The organism is Pseudomonas sp. MS01C9, from assembly GCF_058202755.1.
In genome coordinates this window covers 1565995-1589209 of the sequence record NZ_CM177073.1, presented here as the reverse complement: position 1 = coordinate 1589209, position 23215 = coordinate 1565995, and the positions used below count along the sequence as shown (strand labels likewise).

General features: G+C 62.1%; 21 protein-coding genes. 13 read left to right on the top strand and 8 right to left on the bottom strand.

The genetic code is table 11. From position 1 onward, the window contains the following. Positions 1-2: 2 nt before the first annotated feature. The 3 genes from aroQ to AC1M7R_RS07325 form a co-directional block, all read right to left on the bottom strand. Positions 3-446, bottom strand: coding sequence for a type II 3-dehydroquinate dehydratase (gene aroQ / locus AC1M7R_RS07335; protein WP_072396011.1), 444 nt, complete (start codon positions 444-446; stop codon positions 3-5). A 299-nt stretch (positions 447-745) separates the two neighbouring features. Continuing rightward, the gene (gene trmA, locus AC1M7R_RS07330) at positions 746-1825 is read right to left on the bottom strand and encodes a tRNA (uridine(54)-C5)-methyltransferase TrmA (RefSeq protein WP_490610321.1); all 1080 of its coding nucleotides are present in this window, start codon (positions 1823-1825) and stop codon (positions 746-748) included. After that, entirely contained in the window at positions 1822-3117 is a 1296-nt protein-coding gene (locus tag AC1M7R_RS07325; RefSeq protein ID WP_072396015.1) for an NCS2 family permease, read from the bottom strand. The genes trmA and AC1M7R_RS07325 overlap by 4 nt, the downstream gene beginning before the upstream one ends. Before the next feature lie 213 nt (positions 3118-3330). Here AC1M7R_RS07325 and AC1M7R_RS07320 point away from each other — a divergent pair, with 213 nt between their 5' ends. The 5 genes from AC1M7R_RS07320 (at position 3331) to AC1M7R_RS07300 (ending at position 8474) form a co-directional block, all read left to right on the top strand. Further along, positions 3331-3777, top strand: a complete 447-nt coding sequence (locus AC1M7R_RS07320) for a DUF4879 domain-containing protein (RefSeq protein ID WP_072396100.1) — start codon at positions 3331-3333, stop codon at positions 3775-3777. 126 nt (positions 3778-3903) lie between these two features. Further along, positions 3904-4470: a DJ-1 family glyoxalase III gene (locus AC1M7R_RS07315; RefSeq protein WP_072396017.1), complete on the top strand. Its 567-nt coding sequence runs from the start codon at positions 3904-3906 to the stop codon at positions 4468-4470. Between the two features lie 286 nt (positions 4471-4756). Further along, positions 4757-5290, top strand: coding sequence for a (2Fe-2S)-binding protein (locus AC1M7R_RS07310; protein ID WP_072396019.1), 534 nt, complete (start codon positions 4757-4759; stop codon positions 5288-5290). Further along, positions 5287-6276: an FAD binding domain-containing protein gene (locus AC1M7R_RS07305; protein ID WP_490610320.1), complete on the top strand. Its 990-nt coding sequence runs from the start codon at positions 5287-5289 to the stop codon at positions 6274-6276. The genes AC1M7R_RS07310 and AC1M7R_RS07305 overlap by 4 nt, the downstream gene beginning before the upstream one ends. Next, entirely contained in the window at positions 6273-8474 is a 2202-nt protein-coding gene (locus tag AC1M7R_RS07300; protein ID WP_490610319.1) for a xanthine dehydrogenase family protein molybdopterin-binding subunit, read from the top strand. The genes AC1M7R_RS07305 and AC1M7R_RS07300 overlap by 4 nt, the downstream gene beginning before the upstream one ends. 86 nt (positions 8475-8560) lie before the next feature. Here AC1M7R_RS07300 and AC1M7R_RS07295 read toward each other — a convergent pair whose 3' ends face one another. Continuing rightward, positions 8561-9787 carry an MFS transporter gene (locus AC1M7R_RS07295; protein WP_072396025.1) on the bottom strand — a complete coding sequence of 409 codons (1227 nt, stop codon included), beginning with the start codon at positions 9785-9787 and terminating at the stop codon, positions 8561-8563. A 516-nt stretch (positions 9788-10303) separates the two neighbouring features. Here AC1M7R_RS07295 and AC1M7R_RS07290 point away from each other — a divergent pair. Genes AC1M7R_RS07290 through AC1M7R_RS07280 form a run of 3 tightly spaced genes read left to right on the top strand, consistent with a single transcriptional unit; the run spans position 10304 to position 12940 of the window. Further along, on the top strand, positions 10304-11743 hold the full coding sequence (locus tag AC1M7R_RS07290; RefSeq protein WP_072396036.1) for a cytochrome ubiquinol oxidase subunit I: 1440 nt from the start codon (positions 10304-10306) through the stop codon (positions 11741-11743). A 3-nt stretch (positions 11744-11746) separates the two neighbouring features. Then, complete coding sequence (gene cydB / locus AC1M7R_RS07285) at positions 11747-12754, top strand: cytochrome d ubiquinol oxidase subunit II (RefSeq protein WP_053151661.1); 1008 nt, start codon at positions 11747-11749, stop codon at positions 12752-12754. A gap of 21 nt (positions 12755-12775) precedes the next feature. Beyond that, positions 12776-12940 (top strand): DUF2474 domain-containing protein, encoded by a 165-nt coding sequence (locus tag AC1M7R_RS07280; RefSeq protein ID WP_072396102.1) that lies wholly within the window; start codon positions 12776-12778, stop codon positions 12938-12940. 39 nt (positions 12941-12979) lie between these two features. Here the strand turns inward: AC1M7R_RS07280 and AC1M7R_RS07275 are convergent, their stop codons facing one another. Further along, positions 12980-14104, bottom strand: coding sequence for a methyltransferase (locus tag AC1M7R_RS07275; protein WP_165887265.1), 1125 nt, complete (start codon positions 14102-14104; stop codon positions 12980-12982). A gap of 181 nt (positions 14105-14285) precedes the next feature. Next, on the bottom strand, positions 14286-14999 hold the full coding sequence (locus tag AC1M7R_RS07270; RefSeq protein WP_072396050.1) for an autoinducer binding domain-containing protein: 714 nt from the start codon (positions 14997-14999) through the stop codon (positions 14286-14288). 295 nt (positions 15000-15294) lie between these two features. Between AC1M7R_RS07270 and AC1M7R_RS07265 the strand changes: the two genes are divergently transcribed. Then, entirely contained in the window at positions 15295-16071 is a 777-nt protein-coding gene (locus tag AC1M7R_RS07265; RefSeq protein WP_123595250.1) for a ferredoxin--NADP reductase, read from the top strand. A gap of 41 nt (positions 16072-16112) precedes the next feature. Here AC1M7R_RS07265 and mscL read toward each other — a convergent pair whose 3' ends face one another. Next, positions 16113-16526: a large-conductance mechanosensitive channel protein MscL gene (gene mscL, locus AC1M7R_RS07260; protein WP_072396058.1), complete on the bottom strand. Its 414-nt coding sequence runs from the start codon at positions 16524-16526 to the stop codon at positions 16113-16115. Positions 16527-16807: 281 nt separating this feature from the next. Here mscL and katB point away from each other — a divergent pair, with 281 nt between their 5' ends. The 3 genes from katB (at position 16808) to radA (ending at position 20391) form a co-directional block, all read left to right on the top strand. Then, a complete protein-coding gene (gene katB, locus AC1M7R_RS07255) occupies positions 16808-18349 on the top strand; it encodes a catalase KatB (RefSeq protein WP_072431378.1) in 1542 nt (513 codons plus the stop codon). A gap of 66 nt (positions 18350-18415) precedes the next feature. Beyond that, on the top strand, positions 18416-18964 hold the full coding sequence (locus AC1M7R_RS07250; RefSeq protein WP_072396082.1) for an ankyrin repeat domain-containing protein: 549 nt from the start codon (positions 18416-18418) through the stop codon (positions 18962-18964). A gap of 59 nt (positions 18965-19023) precedes the next feature. Next, on the top strand, positions 19024-20391 hold the full coding sequence (radA, locus tag AC1M7R_RS07245) for a DNA repair protein RadA (RefSeq protein WP_072396084.1): 1368 nt from the start codon (positions 19024-19026) through the stop codon (positions 20389-20391). A gap of 229 nt (positions 20392-20620) precedes the next feature. Here the strand turns inward: radA and AC1M7R_RS07240 are convergent, their stop codons facing one another. Next, the gene (locus tag AC1M7R_RS07240; protein WP_165887267.1) at positions 20621-20977 is read right to left on the bottom strand and encodes a PilZ domain-containing protein; all 357 of its coding nucleotides are present in this window, start codon (positions 20975-20977) and stop codon (positions 20621-20623) included. 160 nt (positions 20978-21137) lie between these two features. Here AC1M7R_RS07240 and AC1M7R_RS07235 point away from each other — a divergent pair, with 160 nt between their 5' ends. Beyond that, entirely contained in the window at positions 21138-23204 is a 2067-nt protein-coding gene (locus tag AC1M7R_RS07235) for a carbon starvation CstA family protein (protein WP_072431377.1), read from the top strand. Positions 23205-23215 lie beyond the last annotated feature (11 nt).

The window sequence follows — 23215 nt, the reverse complement described above, 5'->3', positions numbered from 1 at the left end:
GCTCATTGCCCCTTCAACCGCTGACTGAAATGTTCCAGGGCCATCCGATAGCCCTGGCTGCCGAAACCACACAGCACGCCGATGGCCACCGATGAGACGAAGGAGTGATGCCGGAAGGCTTCCCGGGCATGGACGTTGGACAGGTGCACTTCGATCACCGGGACTTCACTGGCGACCAAGGCGTCGCGGATGGCGACCGAGGTGTGGGTCCAGGCCGCCGGGTTGATGACGATACCGGCGCAGCGGCCGCGGGCGCCGTGGATCCAGTCCAGCAGTTCGCTCTCCTGGTTGGTCTGGCGAAACTCCACCGCCAGGCCGAGTTCGTCAGCGGTGCGCCCACACAACGCCGAGATATCCGCCAGGGTCTCGTGTCCGTAGGTAGCCGGCTCACGGGTGCCGAGCAGGTTCAGGTTCGGGCCGTTGAGCACCAGAACGATCGGAGGCATCGCAATTTCTCCACATTTTTATTGTTGGCGTCGGCCGGGTTTCAGCCGCTGGAGATAAATTGTACTAGATGGTTAATTTGGTCAAACAAAGCCGACGTCATCGGCCATTAAGTGTTCGATGATCGAACAAAGGCCATTACCGGTTTGGCGGGGGGCAAATTGTGGCGAGGGGATTTATCCCCGCTCGAGCGCGCAGCGCTCGCAAGCTTTTGCAGGACTCAAGAGCTTGGGGCTGCTTCGCAGCCCAGCGGGGATAATCCCTTCGCCACAGGGTGGTCCTTCACCACAAGAGGAAGGACTTACCGTCGGGTCAACAACACCCCGGATTCCATATGATGGGTCCAAGGAAATTGATCGAACAACGCACAACGCACGATGCGATGGGTGTCGTGCAGTTGCGCGATATTGGCGGCGAGGGTTTCCGGATTGCAGGAGATGTACAGGATGTTCTCGAACCGCCGGGTCAGTTCGCAGGTGTCCGGGTCCATGCCGGCGCGGGGCGGGTCGACGAAGACGCTGCCGAATTCGTAGTTTTTCAGGTCGATGCCTTGCAAGCGGCGGAACGGGCGGACTTCGTTCAGGGCTTCGGTCAGTTCCTCGGCCGAGAGGCGCACCAGGGTGACGTTATCCACCGCGTTTTCGCTGAGGTTGCTCAATGCCGCGTTCACGGAAGTCTTGCTGATCTCGGTGGCCAGCACCTTGCGCACGCGGGTCGCCAGGGGCAGGGTGAAGTTGCCGTTGCCGCAGTACAACTCCAGCAGATCGTCGGTGCGATCTCCCAGTGCATCGTAAGCCCAGTTGAGCATTTTCTGGTTCACCGTGCCGTTGGGCTGGGTGAAGGCACCTTCTGGCTGGCGATAGCTGAACGTACGGCCGGCCACGTCGAGTTTTTCCACCACATAGTCATGGCCGATCACTTCCCGCTTGCCCTTGGACCGACCGATGATGCTCACGCTCAGGTCGCTGGCCAGTTTCGAGGCGGCTGCGTGCCAGTGTTCATCCAGGGGACGGTGATAGCACAGGGTGATCATCGCGTCGCCGGCCAGGGTCGTCAGGAACTCCACCTGGAACAGCTTATGGCTCAGCGGTGCGCTGGCTTGCCAGGCGGCCTTGAGTTGCGGCATCAACTGGTTGATGCGCAGGCTGGCGATGGGGAATTGCTCGATGAGGATCGGCGTGCGCTTGTCGTCCTGGGAGAACATCGCGTAATGCCGTTCGCCGGCTTCGCGCCACAGGCGGAACTCGGCCCGCAGGCGGAAATGCTGCAAGGGGGAGTCGAACACCTCGGGCTGCGGTGCATCGAACGGAGCCAGCAGGTCGCGCAAGCGAGCGACCTTGTCCTGGAGCTGGCCGGCGTAGGCCTGGGAATCGAAAGTCATGCGTTGAACCAACCCAACTTGATCACGAACAGAATCGACAGGATGACCAGCGCCGGGTTCAACTCACGGCCACGACCGGACACCAGCTTGATGGCGGTCCAGGCGATGAAACCGAAGGCGATGCCATTGGCGATGGAATAGGTGAACGGCATCGCCAGTGCGGTGATCACCACCGGTGCGGCAACGGTGATGTCGTCCCAGTCGATTTCCGCCAGGCCGGAGGTCATCAGCACGGCCACGAACAGCAGGGCCGGCGCGGTGGCGAAGGCCGGGACGCTGGCGGCCAGCGGCGAGAAGAACAGTGCCAGCAGAAACAGGACCGCCACGACGATGGCGGTCAGGCCGGTGCGGCCGCCGGCGCTGACGCCTGCCGCCGATTCGATGTAGCTGGTGGTGGTGGAGGTGCCCAGCAGCGAACCGGCCATGGCGGCGGTGCTGTCGGCGATCAGCGCACGGCCCATCTTCGGCATGTGCCCGTCCTTGCCCATCAGCCCGGCGCGCTTGGCGACGCCGATCAGGGTACCGGAGTTGTCGAACAGGTCGACGAAGAGGAAGGCGAAGATCACGCTGACCAGGCCGATGTCCAGGGCGCCCTTGATGTCCAGTTGCAGGAAGGTCGGGGCCAGGGACGGCGGAGCGGAAACGATGCCGCCGAACGGGGTGAAACCCATCAGGATCGAGACGATGGTCACCGCCAGGATGCCGATCAGCACCGCGCCGCGCACTTTCAGTGCCTCAAGGCCCACGATCAGGATGAAACCGAGGGTGGCAAGGATCGGCGCGGGCTGTTTCAAGTCGCCGAGGCCGACCATGGTCGCCGGGTTCTTGACCACGATGCCGGCGTTGTTCAGGGCGATCAGCGCCAGGAACAGGCCGATACCAGCGGCGATGGCCGAGCGCAGCGGCAGCGGGATGCTGTTGATGATCCATTCGCGGATGCGAAAGATCGACAGCAGGAAGAACAGCACGGCGGAAACGAAGACCGCGCCCAGCGCCACCTGCCAGGTATGGCCCATGTGCAGGACCACTGTATAGGTAAAAAAGGCGTTCAACCCCATGCCCGGCGCCAGGGCGATCGGGTAGTTGGCGATCAGGCCCATGACCGTCGAGCCGATGGCCGCCGCCAGGCAGGTGGCGACGAACACCGCGCCCTTGTCCATGCCGGTCTCGCCGAGGATGCTCGGGTTGACGAACAAGATGTAGGCCATGGCCAGGAAGGTCGTGACGCCCGCCAGGATCTCGGTCCGCACGTTGGTGTTGTGTGCCTTGAGTTGAAACAGCCTTTCCAGCATGTCTGCTCCCCGTGGCGCGCCGGGCGCCGTGAATGTATCGACCCCAACAGCAAAGCACAGGTCGCCGATGGCGCCCGTGAATTTGCTGCGGGTCGGAAAAAGCCGCGCATCATACCAGCAGGATGGCGTTATGGCTGCGATCGTCGCCGATGTTTTGCCAAGGCAATAAGTGGGCCATACTGCCCGCGGTTCCGGGAGATCTCTATGCATCGCATGAAAACAAACCTGGCGATTGCCATGGCTTGCACACTGGGCCTGTGGTGGCCCGCACAGGCGGCCAATGCCGCGTCGGCCGCGCCCTTGAGCGAGGTCAAGGTGCTCAAGGTCGAATCGCCGGCCTGTGGCTTCGAGGATATTTCGCAAGGACAGGCCCAGACCCGTTGCGACCATCGCGCGCCGAACATCAAGGTCTACGTGCTGGAGGTCGGCTATGGCCATCAGCCCCATGTCACGCTGGACGGCTTCGAGGTCGACGGCACTCGCTCGCCGGTATGCGCGTACAGCAACGGCAATCTCAACGATTGCACCGCCAGCACCAAGGTGGTCGGCTATCTGTACGTCTTCGACCTCAAGGACAAGCAGGAGGGCACCTTCAGTTTCAGCAACACCTCGATCAACGCACCGGGCAACCGCCTGTCGACCCAGTTGTACATCAAGTAATCTCGCCTGGCCGCGCAGGGCTGCCGAGGCTGCGATTTCCTTGCAAGGGCCCTGGGCCCGATCAAAAGATCGCCACCTTTGGCAGTGCCTACTAGGCTTTCAAGAGTCACCCAGCGGAGAGTCACCATGATGCCTGGAACCAGGATTCCCAGAGCCTTGATTGCCGTCGCCGAAGGCGTCGACGACCTGCAGGCGGTCACCCTGATCGATGTGTTGCGTCGGGCCCAGGTCGAAGTGGTCGTGGCGAGTATCGAAGGGCGGCGAATGCTCACCTGCGCCCGCGGTACCCGACTGACTGCCGATGGCATGCTGGTGGATATGCTGGTGCAGGATTTCGACCTGATCGTGCTGCCTGGCGGCATCATCGGCGCCCAGCACCTGGCGGCCCACCAGCCTTTGCAGCAGTTGGTCAAGGACCAGGCCGCCGCCGGGCGTTTCTTCGCCGCCGTCGCCGAAGCCCCGGCGCTGGCGCTGCAAGCGTTCGGTGTGCTGCGCCAGCGCCGCATGACCTGTCTGCCCGCCGTGAGTCAGCAATTGTCCGGATGCACCTTTGTCGACCAACCAGTGGTGGTGGACGGCAACTGCATCACCGCCCAGGGCTCGGCGGCCACCCTGGCGTTTGCCCTGACGCTGGTGGAACAGCTTTGCGGCAAGGGTGTACGGGCAGTAGTGGCGGCGGAGTTGCTGGCCTGAAGAATTTTCCTGGCGAGGGGTTTTATCCGCTGGGCTGCGAAGCGGTCCCGGGGTCGCTGGCAACAACATCGGCGAGCGCTGCGCACTCGATCGGGGCGCGATGTTTCGCTCAATCCCCTCGCCGCAAAAAACCATGGACAGCGACGTTCACTCTGACTGGCCGGCATCGGGCAAGTCCTGCAGGTCTTCGCAATCGCCTTGAACGCTCTGCCTCTCGCTGAAGTCGTACCCCTTATGACGGCGGTTTCCCAAAACGCCGCGTGTACGACCAACCGTGAGGTGTCCCATGAGCGCGACCCTGTCCGAAGCGACGCAGGCGTCCTTCGTCCATCATCCGATTCGCCTGGTACTCAACGGCCAGGCGCGTGAACTGCAAGTCTTGCCCTGGACCACGCTGCTGGACCTGCTGCGCGAGCAGCTGGACCTGGTAGGCAGCAAGAAAGGCTGCGACCACGGCCAGTGTGGAGCCTGCACCGTGCTGCGCGACGGTAAGCGGATCAACGCCTGCCTGACCCTGGCGGTGATGTGCGATGGCGCCGAGCTGACCACCATCGAAGGCTTGGCCGGCAATGGCCTGCTGCACCCCATGCAGCAAGCGTTTATCGAACATGACGCCTTTCAGTGCGGCTATTGCACCCCGGGGCAGATCTGTTCGGCGGTGGGACTGGCCAACGAAGGCCGGGCGCGCAATCGTGGGCAGATCAGCGAACTGATGAGCGGCAACCTTTGCCGCTGCGGCGCCTACAACAACATCCGCGACGCCATCGAAGAAGCCTTGCCGCTCTGTCCCCGCCCGGAAAACCAGAGGGACGATCAATGAATCCTTTCCAGTACAGCAAGCCCGACACCGTGCAGGCGGCCATCGACCTGGCGAGCCCGACCTCACGCTTCATCGCCGGCGGCACCAACCTGCTGGACCTGATGAAGGAAAACCTCACCCGCCCCGCACACCTGATCGACATCACTGGCCTGCCACTGGCAGACCTCAGCGAAACCGCTTCCGGCGGGGTGATGATCGGTGCCTTGGTCAGCAATGCCGACCTGGCCTGGCACCCTTGGATCAAGCGCCGTTATCCACTGCTCTCCCAGGCGATTCTGGCAGGCGCATCGCCCCAGTTGCGTAATATGGCGAGCACCGGCGGCAACCTGTTGCAACGCACCCGTTGCTACTACTTCTATGACGCCGGCGCACCCTGCAACAAGCGCCAGCCCGGCAGCGGCTGTCCGGCACGGAACGGCTTGAACCGGATCCACGCGATTTTCGGCGCCAGTGACCAATGTGTCGCGACGCATCCCTCCGACATGTGTGTCGCCCTTGCCGCGCTGGAAGCGGTGGTGCATGTCCTGGGCCGGGGCGGGGCGCGGACCATCGAGTTCGCCGATTTCCATCGCCTGCCCGGCGAGGCACCGGAGCGGGATAACCAGTTGGCCGACGATGAGCTGATCACCGGGATCGAATTGCCCGCCGCCGGTTTCGCCGGGCATAGCCATTATCTGAAGATCCGGGACCGTGCTTCCTACGCCTTCGCCCTGGTCTCGGTAGCGGTGGCGCTGGAGTTGGACGGACCGATGATCCGCGAGGCGCGCCTGGTGCTGGGAGGCGTGGCCCACAAGCCCTGGCGCGACCGTGCCGTGGAGAATTGGCTGCGGGGCCAGGCCGTGAGTCGCGAGACCTTCACGGCCGCCGCCGATGCGCTGCTGCAAAACGCCGAGCCGCTGGAACATAACGGCTTCAAGGTCAGACTGGCGCGTCGGGCGGTTGTCCGGGCCCTGAGCGACGCCGCATTGGGAGGGCAAAGCCGATGAACACTTCGAGCAGATCCATGGGGCAACCGCTGGACCGGGTCGACGGCTTGCTCAAGGTCACGGGGCAGGCCCGCTATGCTGGCGAATACCCCGAGGACGGCCTGCTGCATGGCAGCGTCGTCTCTGGTACGATCGCCCGCGGCCGGGTGGTGCGCATCGATGCGTCCCGGGCCTTGGCGCTGCCCGGCGTGGTGGCGGTGATCGACCATACCAACCGCCCGAAGATCGCCAGCTACGACGAGCCCTACCAGGACGCCGATGCGGCGGACGGTTCGCCGTTCCGGCCCCTGTTCAACGATCAGGTCCTGTACAGCGGGCAACCCTTGGCCCTGGTGGTCGCGCAAAACCTGGAACTGGCCCGCTACGCCGGTTCGCTCGTTGAAATCGAATACGAGGCCCAGGAGCATCAGACCGACCTGGCCATCCTGCAAAACGAAGCCCATCCGGCGCCAGCCGAACTGCCCAAGCCCCGTGGGAATTTTCAGGGCGAATATGCGAGTGCAGCCATCAGTGTGGATGTCTCCTACAGCACCCCGGTGGAGCATCACAATCCGATGGAGCCCCATGCTTCCACGGTGCTGTATCAGCCTGACGGCAGCCTGCATATCCACGACAAGACCCAGGGCACGCAGAACTGCCAGGCTTATGTGCAGAAAGTCTTCGGCCTGGAGAAAGAACAGGTGCGGGTGTTCGCCGCCTTTGTCGGTGGCGCTTTCGGCTCCGGATTGCGACCCCAGTATCAATTGCCCCTGGCGGTGATGGCCGCGCTGGCGCTCAAGCGATCGGTGCGGGTCAGCCTGACGCGCCAGCAGATGTTCACCTTTGGCTACCGGCCACGGACCTTCCAGCGCCTGCAGTTGGGCGCAGCGGCCAACGGGCGTTTGCTGGCAGTGGCCCACACCGCCATCGGCCAGACGTCGCGTTTCGAAGACTTCACCGAACACGTGGTGGAATGGAGCGGCATGCTCTACCACTGCGACAACGTGCAGTTGACCTACAAGCTGGCGCCACTGGATGTCTACACGCCACTGGACATGCGCGCTCCCGGTGCGGCCCTGGGTTTGATCGGCCTGGAGTGCGCCATGGATGAACTGGCTTGTGCACTGGCGATCGATCCGGTCCAGTTGCGCTTGATCAATTATGCCGAGCGTAACGAGAACGAAGGCAAGCCGTATTCCAGCAAGCAATTGCGTGAGTGCTACGCCGAAGGCGCTCGCCGGTTCGGCTGGGGCCAACGCAATCCGGAGCCGCGCAGCATGCGCGAAGGCCGGCAACTGGTGGGCTGGGGCATGGCCAGTGGTGTCTGGGAAGCGATGCAACAGAAAGCCAGTGCCCGTGCATCCCTGGACGCCGAGGGCAAATTGACGGTCAGCAGCGCCACCACGGATATCGGTACGGGCACCTATACGGTCATGACCCAGATTGCCGCAGAGACGTCAGGCGTTTCCCTTGAAGATGTCACCTTTGTCCTCGGTGACTCCTCACTGCCGACCGCGCCGTTGCAGGGTGGCTCGTTCACCGTTTCGTCGGTGGGCACCGCGGTGCAACAGGCGTGCGCAGCCTTGAAGGAAAAGCTGCTGGCGGTGGCCCGACAAACCTGTCCGGACTTCAGCGGCGCGACAATCGAGCAAGTGACGTTCGCCGACGGCCAGCTTCGCCTGGGCGAAGCCAGCGTGTCCTTGGCGCAGTTGGCGCGCGACAGTGGCGAGACGCCGCTGCAGGCACAGGTCAGCGCCGAGCCGGATGAAAAACGCCAGGCTTATGCCACCGCGACGCATTCGGCGGTGTTCGTCGAGGTGCTGGTGGATGAAGACCTGGGCACGGTCAAGGTCAACCGGGTGGTGAGTGCCATCGCCGCCGGGCGGGTGATCAACCCGAAGACCGCCCGCAGCCAGATCCTGGGTGGCGTGGTGTGGGGCGTCGGCATGGCCATGCATGAAGAAACCCTGACCGATCATGCCCTGGGCCGGCACATGAACCACAACCTGGCCGAGTACCACGTGCCGGTCAATGCCGACATCGGCGACATCGACGTGGTGTTCGTCGATGAGCACGACGAAATCGTCAACGCACTGGGTTCCAAAGGCGTTGGCGAAATCGGCATCGTCGGTGTGGCGGCGGCCGTGGCGAATGCGATCTATCACGCCACCGGCAAGCGGGTGAGGGATTTTCCCATCACGCTGGACAAACTGCTCTAGGCTCAATACGCAAAAGGCCTGCGCGACGATCATGCAGCGTTTAAAACCGGCTCGCCTGATCGCCGCCCGGCGACTTTTCGCAGGGCCTAGTCCTTCGGCTCGTGCATCCGGTCGCGGTTGGCCAGGGTCGGGAACAGCTTGATCCACACGCCAGTCACCAGCAGCGTGCCGACCCCGCCCATGACCACTGCCGGCACGGTGCCGAACCAGTGGGCGGTGAGACCGGACTCGAATTCGCCCAACTGGTTCGAGGCGCCGATGAACAGGCCATTCACCGCACTGACCCGGCCGCGCATTTCATCCGGGGTTTCCAGTTGTACGAAGGAGGCGCGGATCACCATGCTGATCATGTCCGCCGCGCCCAGGACCACCAGCACCGCCAGGGAAAACCAGAAGGAAGTGGAGAGGCCGAATGCGATGGTGGCCACGCCGAACACGCCTACGGCGGTGAACATCACACGGCCGACCTTGCGTTCCACGGCGAACCGCGCCAGCCACAGCGACATCAGCAAGGCGCCCACCGCCGGCGCCGAGCGCAGCAGGCCCAGGCCCCAGGGGCCGGTCAGCAGAATGTCCTTGGCAAACACCGGCAACAAGGCCGTCGCGCCTCCCAGCAGCACCGCGAACAGGTCCAGGGAGATGGCCCCGAGGATGTCCGGGCGGCTGCGAATGAAGCGAATCCCGGCCAACAATGAATCCAGGGTGGCCTTGCCTTTGTTCAATGGCGTCTGGCGGGCGGGCAGGTTGAGCATCAGGCAGCAGGCGATCAGGTAAAGCACCACGGTCGGCCCATAGACCCAGACACTGCCAAAGGCGTAGAGCAAGCCTCCCAGCGCCGGAGCGACGATGGTGGCCGATTGCTGGGCCGATTGTGCGGCGGCCACGGCACGGGGGAACAGCTCGGCAGGCACGATGCTGGGCAGCAACGCCTGGGTGGTCGGCATTTCGAAAGAGCGGGCGGCCCCCAGCAGGAACGCGAGGATGAAGATCATTTCCCGGGTGACCTGGTCGGTGGCGCTGCCGATGACCAGTGCCAGGGCGATCATCGCCTGCACTGTCTGACAGATCGCCGCGACCTTGCGTCGGTCATAACGGTCCGCCACATGACCGGTGTGAAGCATGAACAGCACCCGTGGCGCGAATTCCACCAAGCCCACAAGCCCAAGGTCCAGGACGTTGCCGGTCAGTTGGTAAAGGTTCCAGCCAATGGCGACGGTGAGCATCTGGAAGCCGCTGGCAGTGAAGATCCGGGCCAGCCAGAAGGCGATGAAGGGGCGATGGTGACGGAGCAGCAAGGGCGCTTGGCTGGGCATCTATGACGGGTCCGGTGATGAGGGCATCGAGATTATCACCAAGCTGTAACCGGAAGTTGCGGTTGCCGGAAAAAATAGTTAGCCAAGCATCAATCTTCCACACGCCACCGCTTTCTGTGGGCGAGGGGATTTATCGTGGCGAGGGGATTTATCCCCGTTCGAGTGCTTAGCACTCGCCAACTGGCTGAAATGGATGGGGGCTTTCTCGCAACCCAGCGGGGATAAATCCTCTCGCCACAAGGGACTTCACCATGCCCACAGCTCTGATCGGGCACTGAGACAACCTGTCACGCGACAAAAGACCACGCCGTTCATCGGCAATAATGCGACTACTCTTTGAGCATTGCTTGATCCAGATCAACACCGCTCCGAGGCGTTGGCCTGGAGGCCATCTGGCCAGATACCTGCGTCGTGACGGTTTTAAAAAGAACGATTTGAAAGGCATCGCACTCCATATCCGAGGGGCCGTGATGCAGGCCCCACCCGCAGCCGGTTTTACCTGACAGAGGAAGACTTATGTTCGGTTTGGAGGCGCTCGATCTCGCCCGGATCCAGTTTGCATTCACGATCTCGTTCCACATCCTGTTCCCGGCCATCACGATCGGCCTGGCGAGTTACCTGGCGGTGCTCGAAGGGCTGTGGCTCAAGACCCGCGACGACACCTATCGTGACTTGTACCACTTCTGGTCGAAGATCTTCGCCGTCAACTTCGGCATGGGCGTGGTGTCCGGATTGGTCATGGCGTATCAGTTCGGGACCAACTGGAGCCGGTTCTCGGACTTCGCCGGTGCGGTCACCGGGCCGCTGCTGACCTACGAGGTGCTCACGGCATTCTTCCTCGAAGCGGGCTTCCTCGGCGTGATGCTGTTCGGCTGGAATCGCGTCGGCCGTGGCCTGCATTTCTTTTCCACGGTGATGGTGGCGATCGGCACGCTGATCTCCACCTTCTGGATCCTGTCCTCCAACAGTTGGATGCAGACGCCGCAGGGGTACGAAATCGTCGATGGCCGGGTGATTCCGGTGGACTGGCTGGCGGTGGTGTTCAACCCGTCATTCCCTTACCGCTTGCTGCACATGTCTACGGCGGCGTTTGTCGCCACGGCATTCTTCGTCGGCTCCTCGGCTGCCTGGCACCTGCTGCGCGGTCGCGACAACCCGGCCATCCGCCGCATGCTGTCGATGGCGATGTGGATGGCGTTGCTGGTGGCGCCAATCCAGGCGGTCATCGGTGACTTCCACGGGCTCAACACCCTCAAGCATCAACCGGCGAAGATCGCGGCCATCGAAGGCCACTGGGAGAACGTCGGCAATGAGCCAACCCCGCTGATCCTGTTCGGCTGGCCGGACATGAAGGAAGAACGGACCAGGTTCGCGGTAGAGATTCCCTACCTGGGCAGCTTGATCCTGACCCACAGCCTGGACAAGCAGGTGCCGGCCCTCAAGGAATTCCCGCCCGAGGATCGCCCGAATTCGACCATTGTGTTCTGGTCGTTCCGGATCATGGTGGGCCTGGGGCTGCTGATGATCTTCACCGGTCTGTGCAGCCTCTGGCTGCGTCGTGGCGGCCGGCTCTATCAGTCGCGACCGTTCCTGCACATGGTGCTGTGGATGGGCCCGTCCGGGTTGATCGCGATCCTGGCGGGCTGGTTCACCACCGAAATCGGTCGCCAGCCCTGGGTGGTCTACGGCCTGATGCGCACGGCCGATGCTTCGTCCGGTCACAGCTTCGCCCAGATGAGCATCACCCTGGTGCTGTTCGTGGTGGTGTACTTCGCGCTGTTCGGTGCCGGCCTGAGCTACATGATGCGTCTGGTACGCAAGGGCCCGGTGGCCCACGAAGCCGAGCCGACCGATGGCGGCCCGGGCCAGAAACGCACCCCGGCCCGGCCACTGTCAGCCGCCAACGAAGGTGGCGACGATGTGGACCACAACGACCGCTCGAACAAGGGGAATTGAGTCATGGGTATTGATCTTCCGCTGATCTGGGCCGTGGTCATCATCTTCGGCATCATGATGTACGTGATCATGGACGGCTTCGACCTGGGGATCGGCATTCTCTTCCCCTTCATCAAGGGCGAGCGCGACCGCGATGTGATGATGAACACCGTGGCGCCGGTCTGGGACGGTAACGAAACCTGGCTGGTGCTGGGCGGCGCCGGTCTGTTCGGGGCGTTCCCGCTGGCTTATTCGGTGGTGCTCTCGGCGTTGTACCTGCCGTTGATCCTGATGCTCATCGGCCTGATCTTCCGGGGCGTTGCCTTCGAGTTCCGCTTCAAGGCCAAGGCCGACAAGCGCCACCTCTGGGACAAGGCCTTCATCGGCGGCTCGCTGGCGGCCACCTTCTTCCAGGGGGTAGCGCTGGGCGCGTTCATCGACGGCTTCGAGGTGGTCAATCGTCAGTATGCCGGGGGCTCCCTGGACTGGTTCACGCCGTTCACCGTGTTCTGCGGCCTGGCACTGATCGCTGCCTATGCCTTGCTCGGTTGCACCTGGCTGATCATGAAGACCGAAGGCAAGCTGCAGGAACAGATGCACGACCTGGCCCGGCCGCTGGCGTTCGTGGTGCTGGCGGTGATCGGTATCGTCAGCATCTGGACACCGTTGGCCCACGCCGATATCGCGGCCCGCTGGTTCACCCTGCCGAACCTGTTCTGGTTCCTGCCGGTGCCGATCCTGGTGCTGGTAACCATGTACGGGCTATTCCGGGCGGTGGCCCGCAACGCCAACTACACACCGTTCATCCTGACCCTCGTGCTGATCTTCCTTGGCTACAGCGGCCTGGGGATCAGCCTGTGGCCGAACATCGTGCCGCCTTCCATTTCGATCTGGGATGCGTCTTCACCACCCCAGAGCCAGGGGTTCATGCTGGTCGGGACGCTGTTCATCATTCCGTTGATCCTGGTGTACACCTTCTGGAGCTACTACGTGTTCCGGGGCAAGGTGACCCATGATGACGGTTACCATTGATTGACCTGCGAGGTGTTGCGGATGGCCAAGCCAGAGCTCAAAGACATCGAAGCCGCTGAAAAGAAGCCGCTCTGGCAGCGGCTTGGCTGGCTGGTGGGGATCTGGGCGGGCAGTGTGCTGGCGTTGTTCATCGTCGCCAGCCTGATGCGCATGTTCATGAACGCCGCCGGCCTGACCACCCATTGATCGCCGATGGGAGCGAGTCGGGCTCGCATCCCGCGGTCGCTACTTGCGGGCTTTGAGAATGACGAATTTCGGCGTCGCGGCCACTTGCTCGACGCCCCGGAACAGCCGCGCCAGTTTGCTGTGATAACCCAGGTGCCGGTTGCCGACGATGTACAGCGCGCCGCCGACCACCAACGCCTCGCGAGCCTGCTGGAACATCCGCCAGGCCAGGAAGTCGCCCACCACCTGTTGTTGATGGAAGGGTGGATTGCACAGCACCACATCCAATGACTGCGCAGCTTGCCCGGCCAGGCCGTCACCGGCCCGCACGGTCATCTCGCGCTCGCCCAGGGCCGCCCGCCAGTTCTCGGCGGCCGATTGCACGGCCATGTAGGATTCATCCACCAGGGTGTAGTGGGCCTGTGGGTTCTGCAGGGCGCTGGCAATGGCCAACACGCCGTTGCCGCATCCCAGGTCCGCGACTTGGGCGGCCCCCAGGTTCTTCGGCAGATGCGGCAGGAACGCCCGGGTGCCGATGTCCAATCCTTCCCGGCAGAACACGTTGGCGTGATTGAGCAGTTCGATCTTCGGTTCTTCCAGCAGGTAGCGGGTAGGGTAGGGCGATACCGCTGGCGCTCTGTCGGCTGGCGTGGCGATCAGCAAGCGGGCTTTCTTCACCGCCAGCGAGGCCTGCACCGGGCCGATGTAGCGCTCCAGCAGATCACCCGCGGCCCGAGGCAGGTGCTTGACCATGGCAGCGGCGATCACCTGGGCGCCGGGCGCCAACTGACCTTGCAGGCGGATCAGTTGTTCTTCCAGCAGGGCCAGGGTCTTCGGCACTTTGATCAGGACACGGTCGAAGGGCCCGACCAATGGTTCGCTGGCCGGCAATGTAGGCACCGCATCGAAAGCGCGTCCATTGCGCACCAGGTTCTTTTCCAGTGCCTGCAAGGCCAGGAACGAGTCGCTGCTGCTGATCACATTGACCTTGCCGGCCAGGCTGGCGGCCAGGGCACCGAAACCGTCATTGAGCACCAGGACCCGGGTACTGGTGGCCGGTTGCTGCTCGGCCAGATGAGCGAGCAGATATTCATCGGCCGCATCGAAGGCCTGCAGCGGTTCGTTCTGCTGTTCGGGCTGGCGGATCAGGTCGAGCTGGGCGAAGGGGCTGTCAAGCAGGGGCATGGCTGGGGACTCTGGCAATCGACGGATGTCCCGCTGCCCTGGGGCAGGTGTTCGCAGCGGGACCGCCTGAATGAACTGCGTCGCGTGCTAGGCGCGTCATCATTCAAGTGGAGCCGTGAATGGTACGTTTTTTTGCTGTGCAATACTCGTGGGTTTTCAGGCTGACGGTGTGGGTTCGCTCTCAAATCACATGAATGTGGGCCGCCTTGGCGACGGCTGAAATCTTGTTGCTGACGTTCAGTTTGCGCATGCAACTGCACACATGAAAGTTAACGGTGCGTTCGGAAAGGCACAGGATTCTGCCCACTTCCGACGCGGTCTTTCCTTCGGCGGACCACCTGAGCACTTCGATCTCCCTGGGCGATAAATGGCATTTATGCGTGGTTTCGGCGACATCCGACATTTTTTTACTGGCCAGTGCATGCAACCGCTGACTGGCGAAAATGGCGTAGCCGAGATTCCCGTAATGCTCCTCTATATCGATCGGACAATGAGTCCGGGCAAGACTGAACAGGCTGCAATAAACACCGTGATCGTCATGGACGGACTGAGTCCAGCCGTACCTGAGGCCTTGTCGGTTAAGTTCGTGCCATAACTTGGGCGCTTGGGCGAAGAGGTTTTCATCCCAGAGGATTGGAAGGGGTGATTGATTGCAGTGTGCCACTATCGGATCGTTCGAAGCATACCCGTTCTGTTCATATAATCGGTCCCATCCATAGGGATAGTTATTCAGGTTTACCTTGGTGGTATGGTTGCTGGGGCTGCCGAGATAGGCCGCAAATGCGCAAAACTCAAATCCTTGATTGTTAAAGAAATTCAAGACCAGGCGATAGGCGGCCTGGAGGTCTTTTTCGCAAGATAACTTCCTCAACTGTAAGTCCTTCCACTTGTCCATCACACTCTCCTGGGTTGACGTTCAGCTGCGTGGATCCAATCTTGGGGGTGCGAAAGAACAGTGTAGGACTTTTCCTAACTTGTAGTTAGATTTTTTAATGTTGCTTACACGAAGCTACGTTGGATTAAACACTTTGAATAATTGTTACCGTTACAGGCTCGTATATTTGTATAACTTCTGTATACGAGCTGAAGAGCTGGCAATGAGTTTATGACTAAATGCCACTACTCTCTGTCGGTGGTTACGGCGCTCACTTTGCGGGACACTGTGGCCTCTCGTTCCTTTGGAGTGGCTCATGACCGACAGCGCAGAGAAGTTCACCCGCCAGACCTTGCTGGAGGTGCGACCATTGACGCCTCATCTGTTTACCCTGCGGACGTCCCGGGATCGTGGCTTCCGTTTCACGGCAGGTCAATTCGCCCGGCTGGGAGTCGTCAAGGCGGATGGCAGCACCGTCTGGCGCGCCTATTCCATGGTCTCTTCGCCGTTCGACGAGTTTCTCGAATTTTTTTCCATTGTCGTTCCCGGCGGTGAATTCACCAGCGAACTCAGCCGCCTGGAACCGGGTGACAGCCTGCTGGTGGAGCGCCAGGCCTTTGGCTACCTGACATTGGACCGCTTTGTGGACGGCAGGGACTTGTGGCTGTTGTCCACCGGAACAGGGGTCGCGCCGTTTCTTTCGATTCTCCAGAATTTCGAGGTCTGGGAAAGATTCGAGCGGATCGTCCTGGTGTACAGCGTCCGCGAAGCGCGGGAGCTGGCGTATCAGGAGCTGATCGACGGGCTGGCTCGGCGCGATTACCTGGCCGAGCACGCGCACAAGTTTCGTTTCATCGCGACGGTCACCCGCGAGCAGCATCCGGGCACGCTCAATGGGCGTATTACCACGCTGATCGAAAACGGTGAGCTGGAGCGGGCCGCCGGTGTCGCGCTGACCCCGGAGCATTCGCGGGTCATGCTGTGCGGCAACCCGCAAATGATCGACGACACGCGCAAGCTGCTCAAGGCCAGGGGGCTGCAACTGAGCCTTACCCGCCGGCCGGGCCAGGTGGCAGTGGAGAATTACTGGTAGGAACAAGGCGTCGCCAGGACGCCTCGTTCAATGCCGATCGATCAGGGCCGTTCGTTCTGGGCCTTGAGCAGGTCGCGGATTTCGCTCAGCAATTGTTCTTCCTTGGTGGGTACCGGCGGCGCGCTGGGTGCCACGGCCTCTTCGCGCTTGAGACGGTTGATCGCCTTGACGCCCAGGAAGATGGCGAAGGCGACTATGATGAAGTCCACGGTGGTCTGGAGGAACTTTCCGTAGGCCAGCACCACGGCCGGGGCGTCGCCCTGTGCGGCCTTGAGGGTGATGGCCAGGTTGCTGAAATCCACGCCGCCGATCAGCAGGCCGATGGGAGGCATGATCACGTCGCCAACAAATGAAGAAACAATCTTGCCGAACGCAGCCCCGATGATGATCCCGACGGCCATGTCGACGACATTGCCTTTGACCGCGAAGGCCTTGAACTCGCTTAGCACGCCCATGAGTGATTCCTTGTGACTGATGAGGTTGGGTGGCAGTGTAATTCAGCCGGATGCGTCTCGCTCGAAACGCCTGCTTACAAAACACTTCGTTATCGACCCGGTTCCGGCCTGAAAGTTTACAAAGTGCCATCAATCGCGCGTGATACGCGCTTTCCCGTCGGTTCCCCATAACGTTTTTTCTATCGGAGCGGTATGGCATTTCTATTTAGGTTTTGCTTTTTCGGGCACTAGCCTCTGACAAGCGCACATGGATGCGCTCTATAACATCAGAGGAAATTCCTATGAATACTTCCCTTGGCGGCGGGGCTCTTTCCCACCGTCGCGCCCTTTTTGCACTGACCGCCGGCCTGCTGTCCCTTTCCGTCAATGCGGCCACCCTGACCCGGGATAACGGGGCGGCAGTTGGCGACAACCAGAACTCGCAGACGGCGGGTCCCAACGGCCCAACCCTGTTGCAAGACGTGCAACTGATCCAGAAACTCCAGCGCTTCGATCGGGAACGCATTCCAGAGCGCGTGGTCCACGCCCGTGGCACGGGTGCCCATGGCACCTTCACAGTGTCCAACGACCTCAGCGACCTGACCAAGGCGAAGGTCTTCGCGGCAGGCCAGACCACGCCGGTATTCGTGCGTTTTTCGGCCGTGGTGCATGGCAACCATTCGCCGGAAACCCTGCGCGACCCCCGTGGCTTCGCCACCAAGTTCTATACGGCCGACGGTAACTGGGATCTGGTGGGGAACAACTTCCCGACCTTTTTCATCCGCGACGCCATCAAGTTTCCCGATATGGTCCATGCGTTCAAACCCGACCCAAGAACCAATCTGGATGACGATTCACGTCGTTTCGACTTCTTCTCCCATGTTCCCGAGGCGACGCGTACCCTGACCGAGCTGTATTCCAACTCCGGCACGCCGGCCAGTTACCGTGAAATGGACGGTAATGGTGTTCATGCTTACAAACTGGTGAATGCCAAGGGTGAAGTTCATTACGTCAAGTTTCATTGGAAAAGTTTGCAAGGTCTGAAAAACCTCGACCCGAAAGAAGTTGTGAAAGTTCAGGGGCAGGATTACAGCCACATGACCAATGACTTGGTCACGCATATCAACAAGGGCGACTTCCCCAAGTGGGACCTGTATGTCCAGGTGCTCAAGCCGCAAGAGTTGTCCAAGTTCGATTTCGATCCGCTGGACGCCACCAAGATCTGGCCGGGTGTGCCGGAGCGTAAAGTCGGGCAGATGGTTTTGAACCGTAACCCGGCGAATGTCTTCCAGGAAACCGAACAGGTGGCCATGGCGCCTGCCAACCTGGTGCCTGGTATCGAACCTTCCGAGGACCGTCTGTTGCAGGGTCGGGTGTTCTCTTATGCCGATACCCAAATGTACCGGGTAGGCGCCAACGCATTGCAGTTGCCCATCAACGCACCCAAGGTTGCAGTGAACAACGGTAACCAGGACGGCGCGATGAACCTTGGCAGCACCAGTACCGGCGTCAACTATCAACCGAGCCGCCTGATGCCTCGCGACGAGCAGCCTTCGGCACGCTACAGCCAGACCGCGCTTGGCGGCAGCACCCAGCAGGCGAAGATCCAGCGTGAGCAGAACTTCAAGCAGGCCGGTGACCTGTACCGCTCGTTCAACCAGAAGGAGCGCAACGACCTGATCGAAAGCTTCGGTGGGTCGCTGGCGACCACCGATGACGAGAGCAAGCACATCATCCTGTCCTTCCTCTACAAGGCTGACCCTGAATATGGCACCGGCGTGGCCCGGGTTGCCAAGGGCGATCTGGCCCGGGTCAAGGCACTGGCGGAAAAACTGACCGACTGATCCACCTGCGCAAAACCTGTGGGAGCGCGTTCGCTCCCACAGTCACAGGCCCAAGGAGTCGCGCCGATGCGTCTGTTTCTCTTATCGCTGCTCGCCGCCTGGTCATTGAACGGGTGGGCCGACCAACCCGTGCCTACCGACCCGGTGGCGGTGCAGGAACAATTGCAGGCTTATTATTTCGACGCCGCCCGGCGGGGTGACGTGCCGATGCTCGAGACCTTCATCGAAGCCGGTTATTCGCTCGATACCCAGGATGAAAAAGGTTACACCGCCCTGATCCTGGCGGCTTATCACGGCCATGGCCCGGCGGTGGAACGGTTGCTGGCCGCTGGCGCCGATGCCTGCGCCCAGGACAAGCGGGGAAATACCGCACTGATGGGCGCCATCTTCAAAGGCGAGGTGCAGATTGCGCGTCGTTTGCTGTCTACCGATTGCAGTCCGGACCAGCGCAACGGCGCGGGGCAGACCGCGGCGATGTACGCCGGCCTGTTCAAGCGCGCCGAATTGCTCGAGGCCTTGAAGGCCAAGGGGGCAGACCTCGAGGCCCGGGACCCTTTGGGCAATACGGCGGCGGATCTGGCCAAGGGTGAAATCAGAATGCCGGCCCCACGTTGACGAACTGGCCGTTCGGGTCGTCGTCTGGGCTATCATCACGGTTTTTACCCGGAGTTCAGATGGCCAAGGCAAAGCGCATGTATGGCTGCACCGAGTGCGGCGCGACCTTTCCCAAATGGGCCGGCCAATGCAGTGAATGCGGTGCCTGGAATACCCTGACCGAAACCATGGTGGAAAGCGGCGGTGCCGCGGCGCCCACAGGGCGTACGGGCTGGGCTGGCCAGCAGGCGCAGATCAAGACCCTGGCCGAAGTCAGTGTCGAGGAAATCCCGCGCTTTTCCACGGCGTCCGGTGAGCTGGACCGCGTATTGGGAGGCGGACTGGTGGACGGTTCCGTGGTGTTGATCGGCGGGGACCCCGGCATCGGTAAATCCACGATCCTGCTGCAAACCCTGTGCAACCTCGCCACCCGCATGCCTGCGTTGTATGTCACCGGTGAGGAATCCCAGCAACAGGTCGCCATGCGGGCCCGACGCCTGGGCCTGCCCCAGGATCAATTGCGGGTCATGACCGAGACCTGCATCGAAACCATCATCGCCACGGCTCGCCTGGAAAAGCCCAAGGTGATGGTGATCGACTCGATCCAGACGATCTTCACCGAACAATTGCAATCGGCACCGGGGGGCGTGTCCCAGGTGCGGGAGAGCGCGGCGCTGCTGGTGCGTTACGCCAAGCAGAGCGGTACGGCGATTTTCCTCGTGGGCCATGTCACCAAGGAGGGCGCGCTGGCGGGGCCGCGCGTGCTGGAGCATATGGTGGATACGGTGTTGTACTTCGAGGGTGAGTCCGATGGGCGGCTGCGTTTGTTGCGGGCGGTGAAGAACCGCTTCGGCGCCGTCAACGAGCTGGGTGTGTTCGGCATGACCGACAGGGGGCTGAAAGAAGTCTCCAACCCTTCGGCGATCTTTCTGACGCGCGCCCAAGAGGAAGTGCCGGGCAGCGTGGTCATGGCGACCTGGGAAGGCACCCGCCCGATGCTGGTGGAAGTGCAGGCGTTGGTGGATGACAGCCATCTGGCGAACCCACGCCGGGTCACCCTGGGCCTGGATCAGAACCGGCTTGCCATGTTGCTGGCTGTCCTGCATCGCCACGGAGGTATTCCTACCCATGACCAGGATGTTTTCCTCAACGTGGTGGGCGGCGTCAAAGTGCTGGAAACCGCTTCCGACCTGGCCTTGATGGCGGCGGTGATGTCCAGCCTGCGCAATCGACCGCTGCCCCACGACCTGCTGGTGTTCGGTGAAGTGGGGCTGTCAGGTGAGGTTCGGCCGGTGCCCAGTGGGCAGGAGCGGCTCAAGGAAGCGGCCAAGCACGGTTTCAAGCGCGCCATCGTGCCCAAGGGCAATGCGCCCAAGGAAGCACCAGCGGGGTTGCAGATCATCGCGGTGACACGCCTGGAACAGGCGCTGGATGCGTTGTTCGAGTAACCCGGGAGGCTTTGCAAGGCCCTTTGTGAAGAGTGGGCTTGTCTGTGCTGAGGGGACTGTGTGTGGTAAGGGGAGTTATCTGTGGCGAGGGGATTTATCCCCGCTGGGCTGCGAAGCAGCTCCCGAATAAGCGACGCCAATCGACCTGAAACACCGGGTTGTCAGGTTTTAGGGCCGCTGCGCAGCCCAACGGGGATAAATCCCCTCGCCACAAGGGATCGGCGCTGATTCAGACATGGATCAGCGCCCCCAGTTCCCGCTCCAGCTCATCATTATCGGCCAGGTTCAGTTCCACCAGCCGGCGCAGATGGGCGATGGAGTCCAGGTCGATATGCTCGCAGACGAAGCCCAGGTGGCCGTGGTCGTCATGCATCAACCGGACTTCCATCTTCACCTTCACCTCGTTGCTCAGGTGAATGTCGGCGGTAAAGGTATGCTCGGGATCTCCCAGCCAGGGTTCGGGCTTTTCGATCAGCAGGCCCTTGAGGGACAGGTCCAGCAGTTCCACCGGCCATTTGTTGGACCCCTGGATCAGTTCGGTCCGGGCATGGAATTCAATTCGTACGAAGCGGCGGCGATCGCTCATTACGCTTTCCCTCTCGAAGATTCATTGACTATAGACGCCAACGGGCGGGGCATTGCCACCGTTCGCCCGCCGGCAGACGAATGTCGGGTATGGCCTTTGTCCGGGTTAGCGCTAAACTCCTGTGGCTGTCTTTCTTGTCCACCCTGGCTGGAATATAAAAATGAAAAACAATAATAGCCCGCTGCGCCATCTGCCCTGGCTACTGCTGGCCGTCGTGGGAGCGTGCGCCCTGGGCGTCGTGGCCTTGCGTCGAGGCGAGGCGATCAACGCCCTCTGGATCGTCGTCGCAGCCGTGGCCATCTACCTGGTCGCCTACCGCTACTACAGCCTTTTCATCGCCAACAACGTGATGCAACTCGACGCGCGCCGGGCCACTCCCGCCGTGCTCAACAACGATGGCCTGGACTATGTCCCGACCAACAAGCACATCCTCTTCGGCCACCACTTCGCGGCGATTGCCGGCGCGGGGCCGCTGGTCGGGCCGGTGCTGGCGGCGCAGATGGGCTACCTGCCCGGCACGCTCTGGCTGATCGCCGGCGTGGTGCTGGCCGGTGCGGTGCAGGACTTCATGGTCCTGTTCCTGTCCACCCGCCGCAACGGTCGCTCCCTGGGCGACATGGTGCGCGAGGAAATGGGCCGTATCCCCGGCACCATCGCGCTGTTCGGCTGCTTTCTGATCATGATCATCATCCTCGCGGTGCTGGCGCTGATCGTCGTCAAGGCCCTGGCCGAGAGCCCGTGGGGGATCTTCACGGTGATGGCGACCATCCCGATCGCGATGTTCATGGGCATCTACATGCGCTACATCCGCCCGGGCCGCATCGGTGAGATCTCCCTCATCGGCGTGCTGTTGCTGCTGGGTTCGATCTGGCTGGGCGGGCAGGTGGCCGCCGATCCGGTCTGGGCCAAGGCCTTCACCTTTACCGGCGTGCAGATCACCTGGATGCTGATCGGCTACGGCTTTGTCGCGGCGGTGCTGCCGGTGTGGCTGATCCTGGCGCCGCGGGACTACCTGTCCACGTTCCTCAAGATCGGTACCATCGTCGCCCTGGCGATCGGCATCCTGATCACCATGCCCGAGCTGAAGATGCCGGCGCTGACCCAGTTCACCGACGGCACCGGCCCGGTGTGGAAGGGCGGGCTGTTCCCGTTCCTGTTCATCACCATCGCCTGTGGCGCGGTGTCGGGCTTCCATGCGCTGATTTCATCGGGCACCACGCCCAAGCTGCTGGATAACGAAGTCAATGCCCGTTACATCGGCTACGGCGGCATGCTCATGGAGTCCTTCGTGGCGATCATGGCCATGGTCGCCGCTTCGGTGATCGAGCCGGGCGTGTACTTTGCCATGAACAGCCCGGCGGCCATCGTCGGCACCGACGTGGTGGCCGTGGCGCAGACCGTCAGCAACTGGGGCTTTGCCATCACGCCGGACGCGTTGCAGGCGGTGGCCAAGGACATCGGCGAAACCACCATCCTGGCCCGCGCCGGTGGTGCGCCGACCCTGGCGGTGGGTATCGCGCAGATCCTGCACTCGGTGCTGCCGGGTGAGAACACCATGGCGTTCTGGTACCACTTCGCGATCCTGTTCGAAGCGCTGTTCATCCTCACCGCGGTGGACGCCGGCACCCGTGCCGGGCGGTTCATGCTGCAGGACCTGCTGGGCTCGTTCGTGCCGGCCCTCAAGCGCACCGAATCCTGGCCCGCCAACCTGATCGCCACCGCCGGTTGCGTGGCACTGTGGGGCTACCTGCTGTACCAGGGCGTAATCGACCCGCTGGGTGGCATCAACACCCTGTGGCCGCTGTTCGGCATCTCCAACCAGATGCTGGCGGGGATCGCCCTGATGCTCGGTACCGTGGTGCTGATCAAGATGAAGCGCCAGCGCTACGTCTGGGTCACGCTGCTGCCGGCGACGTGGCTGCTGATCTGCACCACCACCGCGGGCCTGATCAAGCTGTTCGACGCCAACCCGGCGATCGGCTTCCTGGCCCTGGCGCGCAAGTACAACGATGCCCTGGCCGCCGGCCAGGTCCTGGCCCCGGCCAAGAGCGTGGAGCAGATGCAGCACGTGGTGTTCAACGCCTACACCAACGCCACGCTGACGGTGCTGTTCCTGTTCGTGGTCTTCAGCATCCTGTTCTACGCGCTCAAGGTCGGCATCGCCGCCTGGGGCACGAAAGAGCGCACGGACAAAGAAGCGCCATTCCAGGCCCTGCCGGACGCGTAACCAGAGGATTG

What these genes read in the sequence shown, in the direction of transcription:
- aroQ (WP_072396011.1), bottom strand. Translation starts at nt 446, where the DNA reads ATGCCTCCGATCGTTCTGGTGCTCAACGGCCCGAACCTGAACCTGCTC.
- trmA (WP_490610321.1), bottom strand. Translation starts at nt 1,825, where the DNA reads ATGACTTTCGATTCCCAGGCCTACGCCGGCCAGCTCCAGGACAAGGTC.
- AC1M7R_RS07325 (WP_072396015.1), bottom strand. Translation starts at nt 3,117, where the DNA reads ATGCTGGAAAGGCTGTTTCAACTCAAGGCACACAACACCAACGTGCGG.
- AC1M7R_RS07320 (WP_072396100.1), top strand. Translation starts at nt 3,331, where the DNA reads ATGAAAACAAACCTGGCGATTGCCATGGCTTGCACACTGGGCCTGTGG.
- AC1M7R_RS07315 (WP_072396017.1), top strand. Translation starts at nt 3,904, where the DNA reads ATGATGCCTGGAACCAGGATTCCCAGAGCCTTGATTGCCGTCGCCGAA.
- AC1M7R_RS07310 (WP_072396019.1), top strand. Translation starts at nt 4,757, where the DNA reads ATGAGCGCGACCCTGTCCGAAGCGACGCAGGCGTCCTTCGTCCATCAT.
- AC1M7R_RS07305 (WP_490610320.1), top strand. Translation starts at nt 5,287, where the DNA reads ATGAATCCTTTCCAGTACAGCAAGCCCGACACCGTGCAGGCGGCCATC.
- AC1M7R_RS07300 (WP_490610319.1), top strand. Translation starts at nt 6,273, where the DNA reads ATGAACACTTCGAGCAGATCCATGGGGCAACCGCTGGACCGGGTCGAC.
- AC1M7R_RS07295 (WP_072396025.1), bottom strand. Translation starts at nt 9,787, where the DNA reads ATGCCCAGCCAAGCGCCCTTGCTGCTCCGTCACCATCGCCCCTTCATC.
- AC1M7R_RS07290 (WP_072396036.1), top strand. Translation starts at nt 10,304, where the DNA reads ATGTTCGGTTTGGAGGCGCTCGATCTCGCCCGGATCCAGTTTGCATTC.
- cydB (WP_053151661.1), top strand. Translation starts at nt 11,747, where the DNA reads ATGGGTATTGATCTTCCGCTGATCTGGGCCGTGGTCATCATCTTCGGC.
- AC1M7R_RS07280 (WP_072396102.1), top strand. Translation starts at nt 12,776, where the DNA reads ATGGCCAAGCCAGAGCTCAAAGACATCGAAGCCGCTGAAAAGAAGCCG.
- AC1M7R_RS07275 (WP_165887265.1), bottom strand. Translation starts at nt 14,104, where the DNA reads ATGCCCCTGCTTGACAGCCCCTTCGCCCAGCTCGACCTGATCCGCCAG.
- AC1M7R_RS07270 (WP_072396050.1), bottom strand. Translation starts at nt 14,999, where the DNA reads ATGGACAAGTGGAAGGACTTACAGTTGAGGAAGTTATCTTGCGAAAAA.
- AC1M7R_RS07265 (WP_123595250.1), top strand. Translation starts at nt 15,295, where the DNA reads ATGACCGACAGCGCAGAGAAGTTCACCCGCCAGACCTTGCTGGAGGTG.
- mscL (WP_072396058.1), bottom strand. Translation starts at nt 16,526, where the DNA reads ATGGGCGTGCTAAGCGAGTTCAAGGCCTTCGCGGTCAAAGGCAATGTC.
- katB (WP_072431378.1), top strand. Translation starts at nt 16,808, where the DNA reads ATGAATACTTCCCTTGGCGGCGGGGCTCTTTCCCACCGTCGCGCCCTT.
- AC1M7R_RS07250 (WP_072396082.1), top strand. Translation starts at nt 18,416, where the DNA reads ATGCGTCTGTTTCTCTTATCGCTGCTCGCCGCCTGGTCATTGAACGGG.
- radA (WP_072396084.1), top strand. Translation starts at nt 19,024, where the DNA reads ATGGCCAAGGCAAAGCGCATGTATGGCTGCACCGAGTGCGGCGCGACC.
- AC1M7R_RS07240 (WP_165887267.1), bottom strand. Translation starts at nt 20,977, where the DNA reads ATGAGCGATCGCCGCCGCTTCGTACGAATTGAATTCCATGCCCGGACC.
- AC1M7R_RS07235 (WP_072431377.1), top strand. Translation starts at nt 21,138, where the DNA reads ATGAAAAACAATAATAGCCCGCTGCGCCATCTGCCCTGGCTACTGCTG.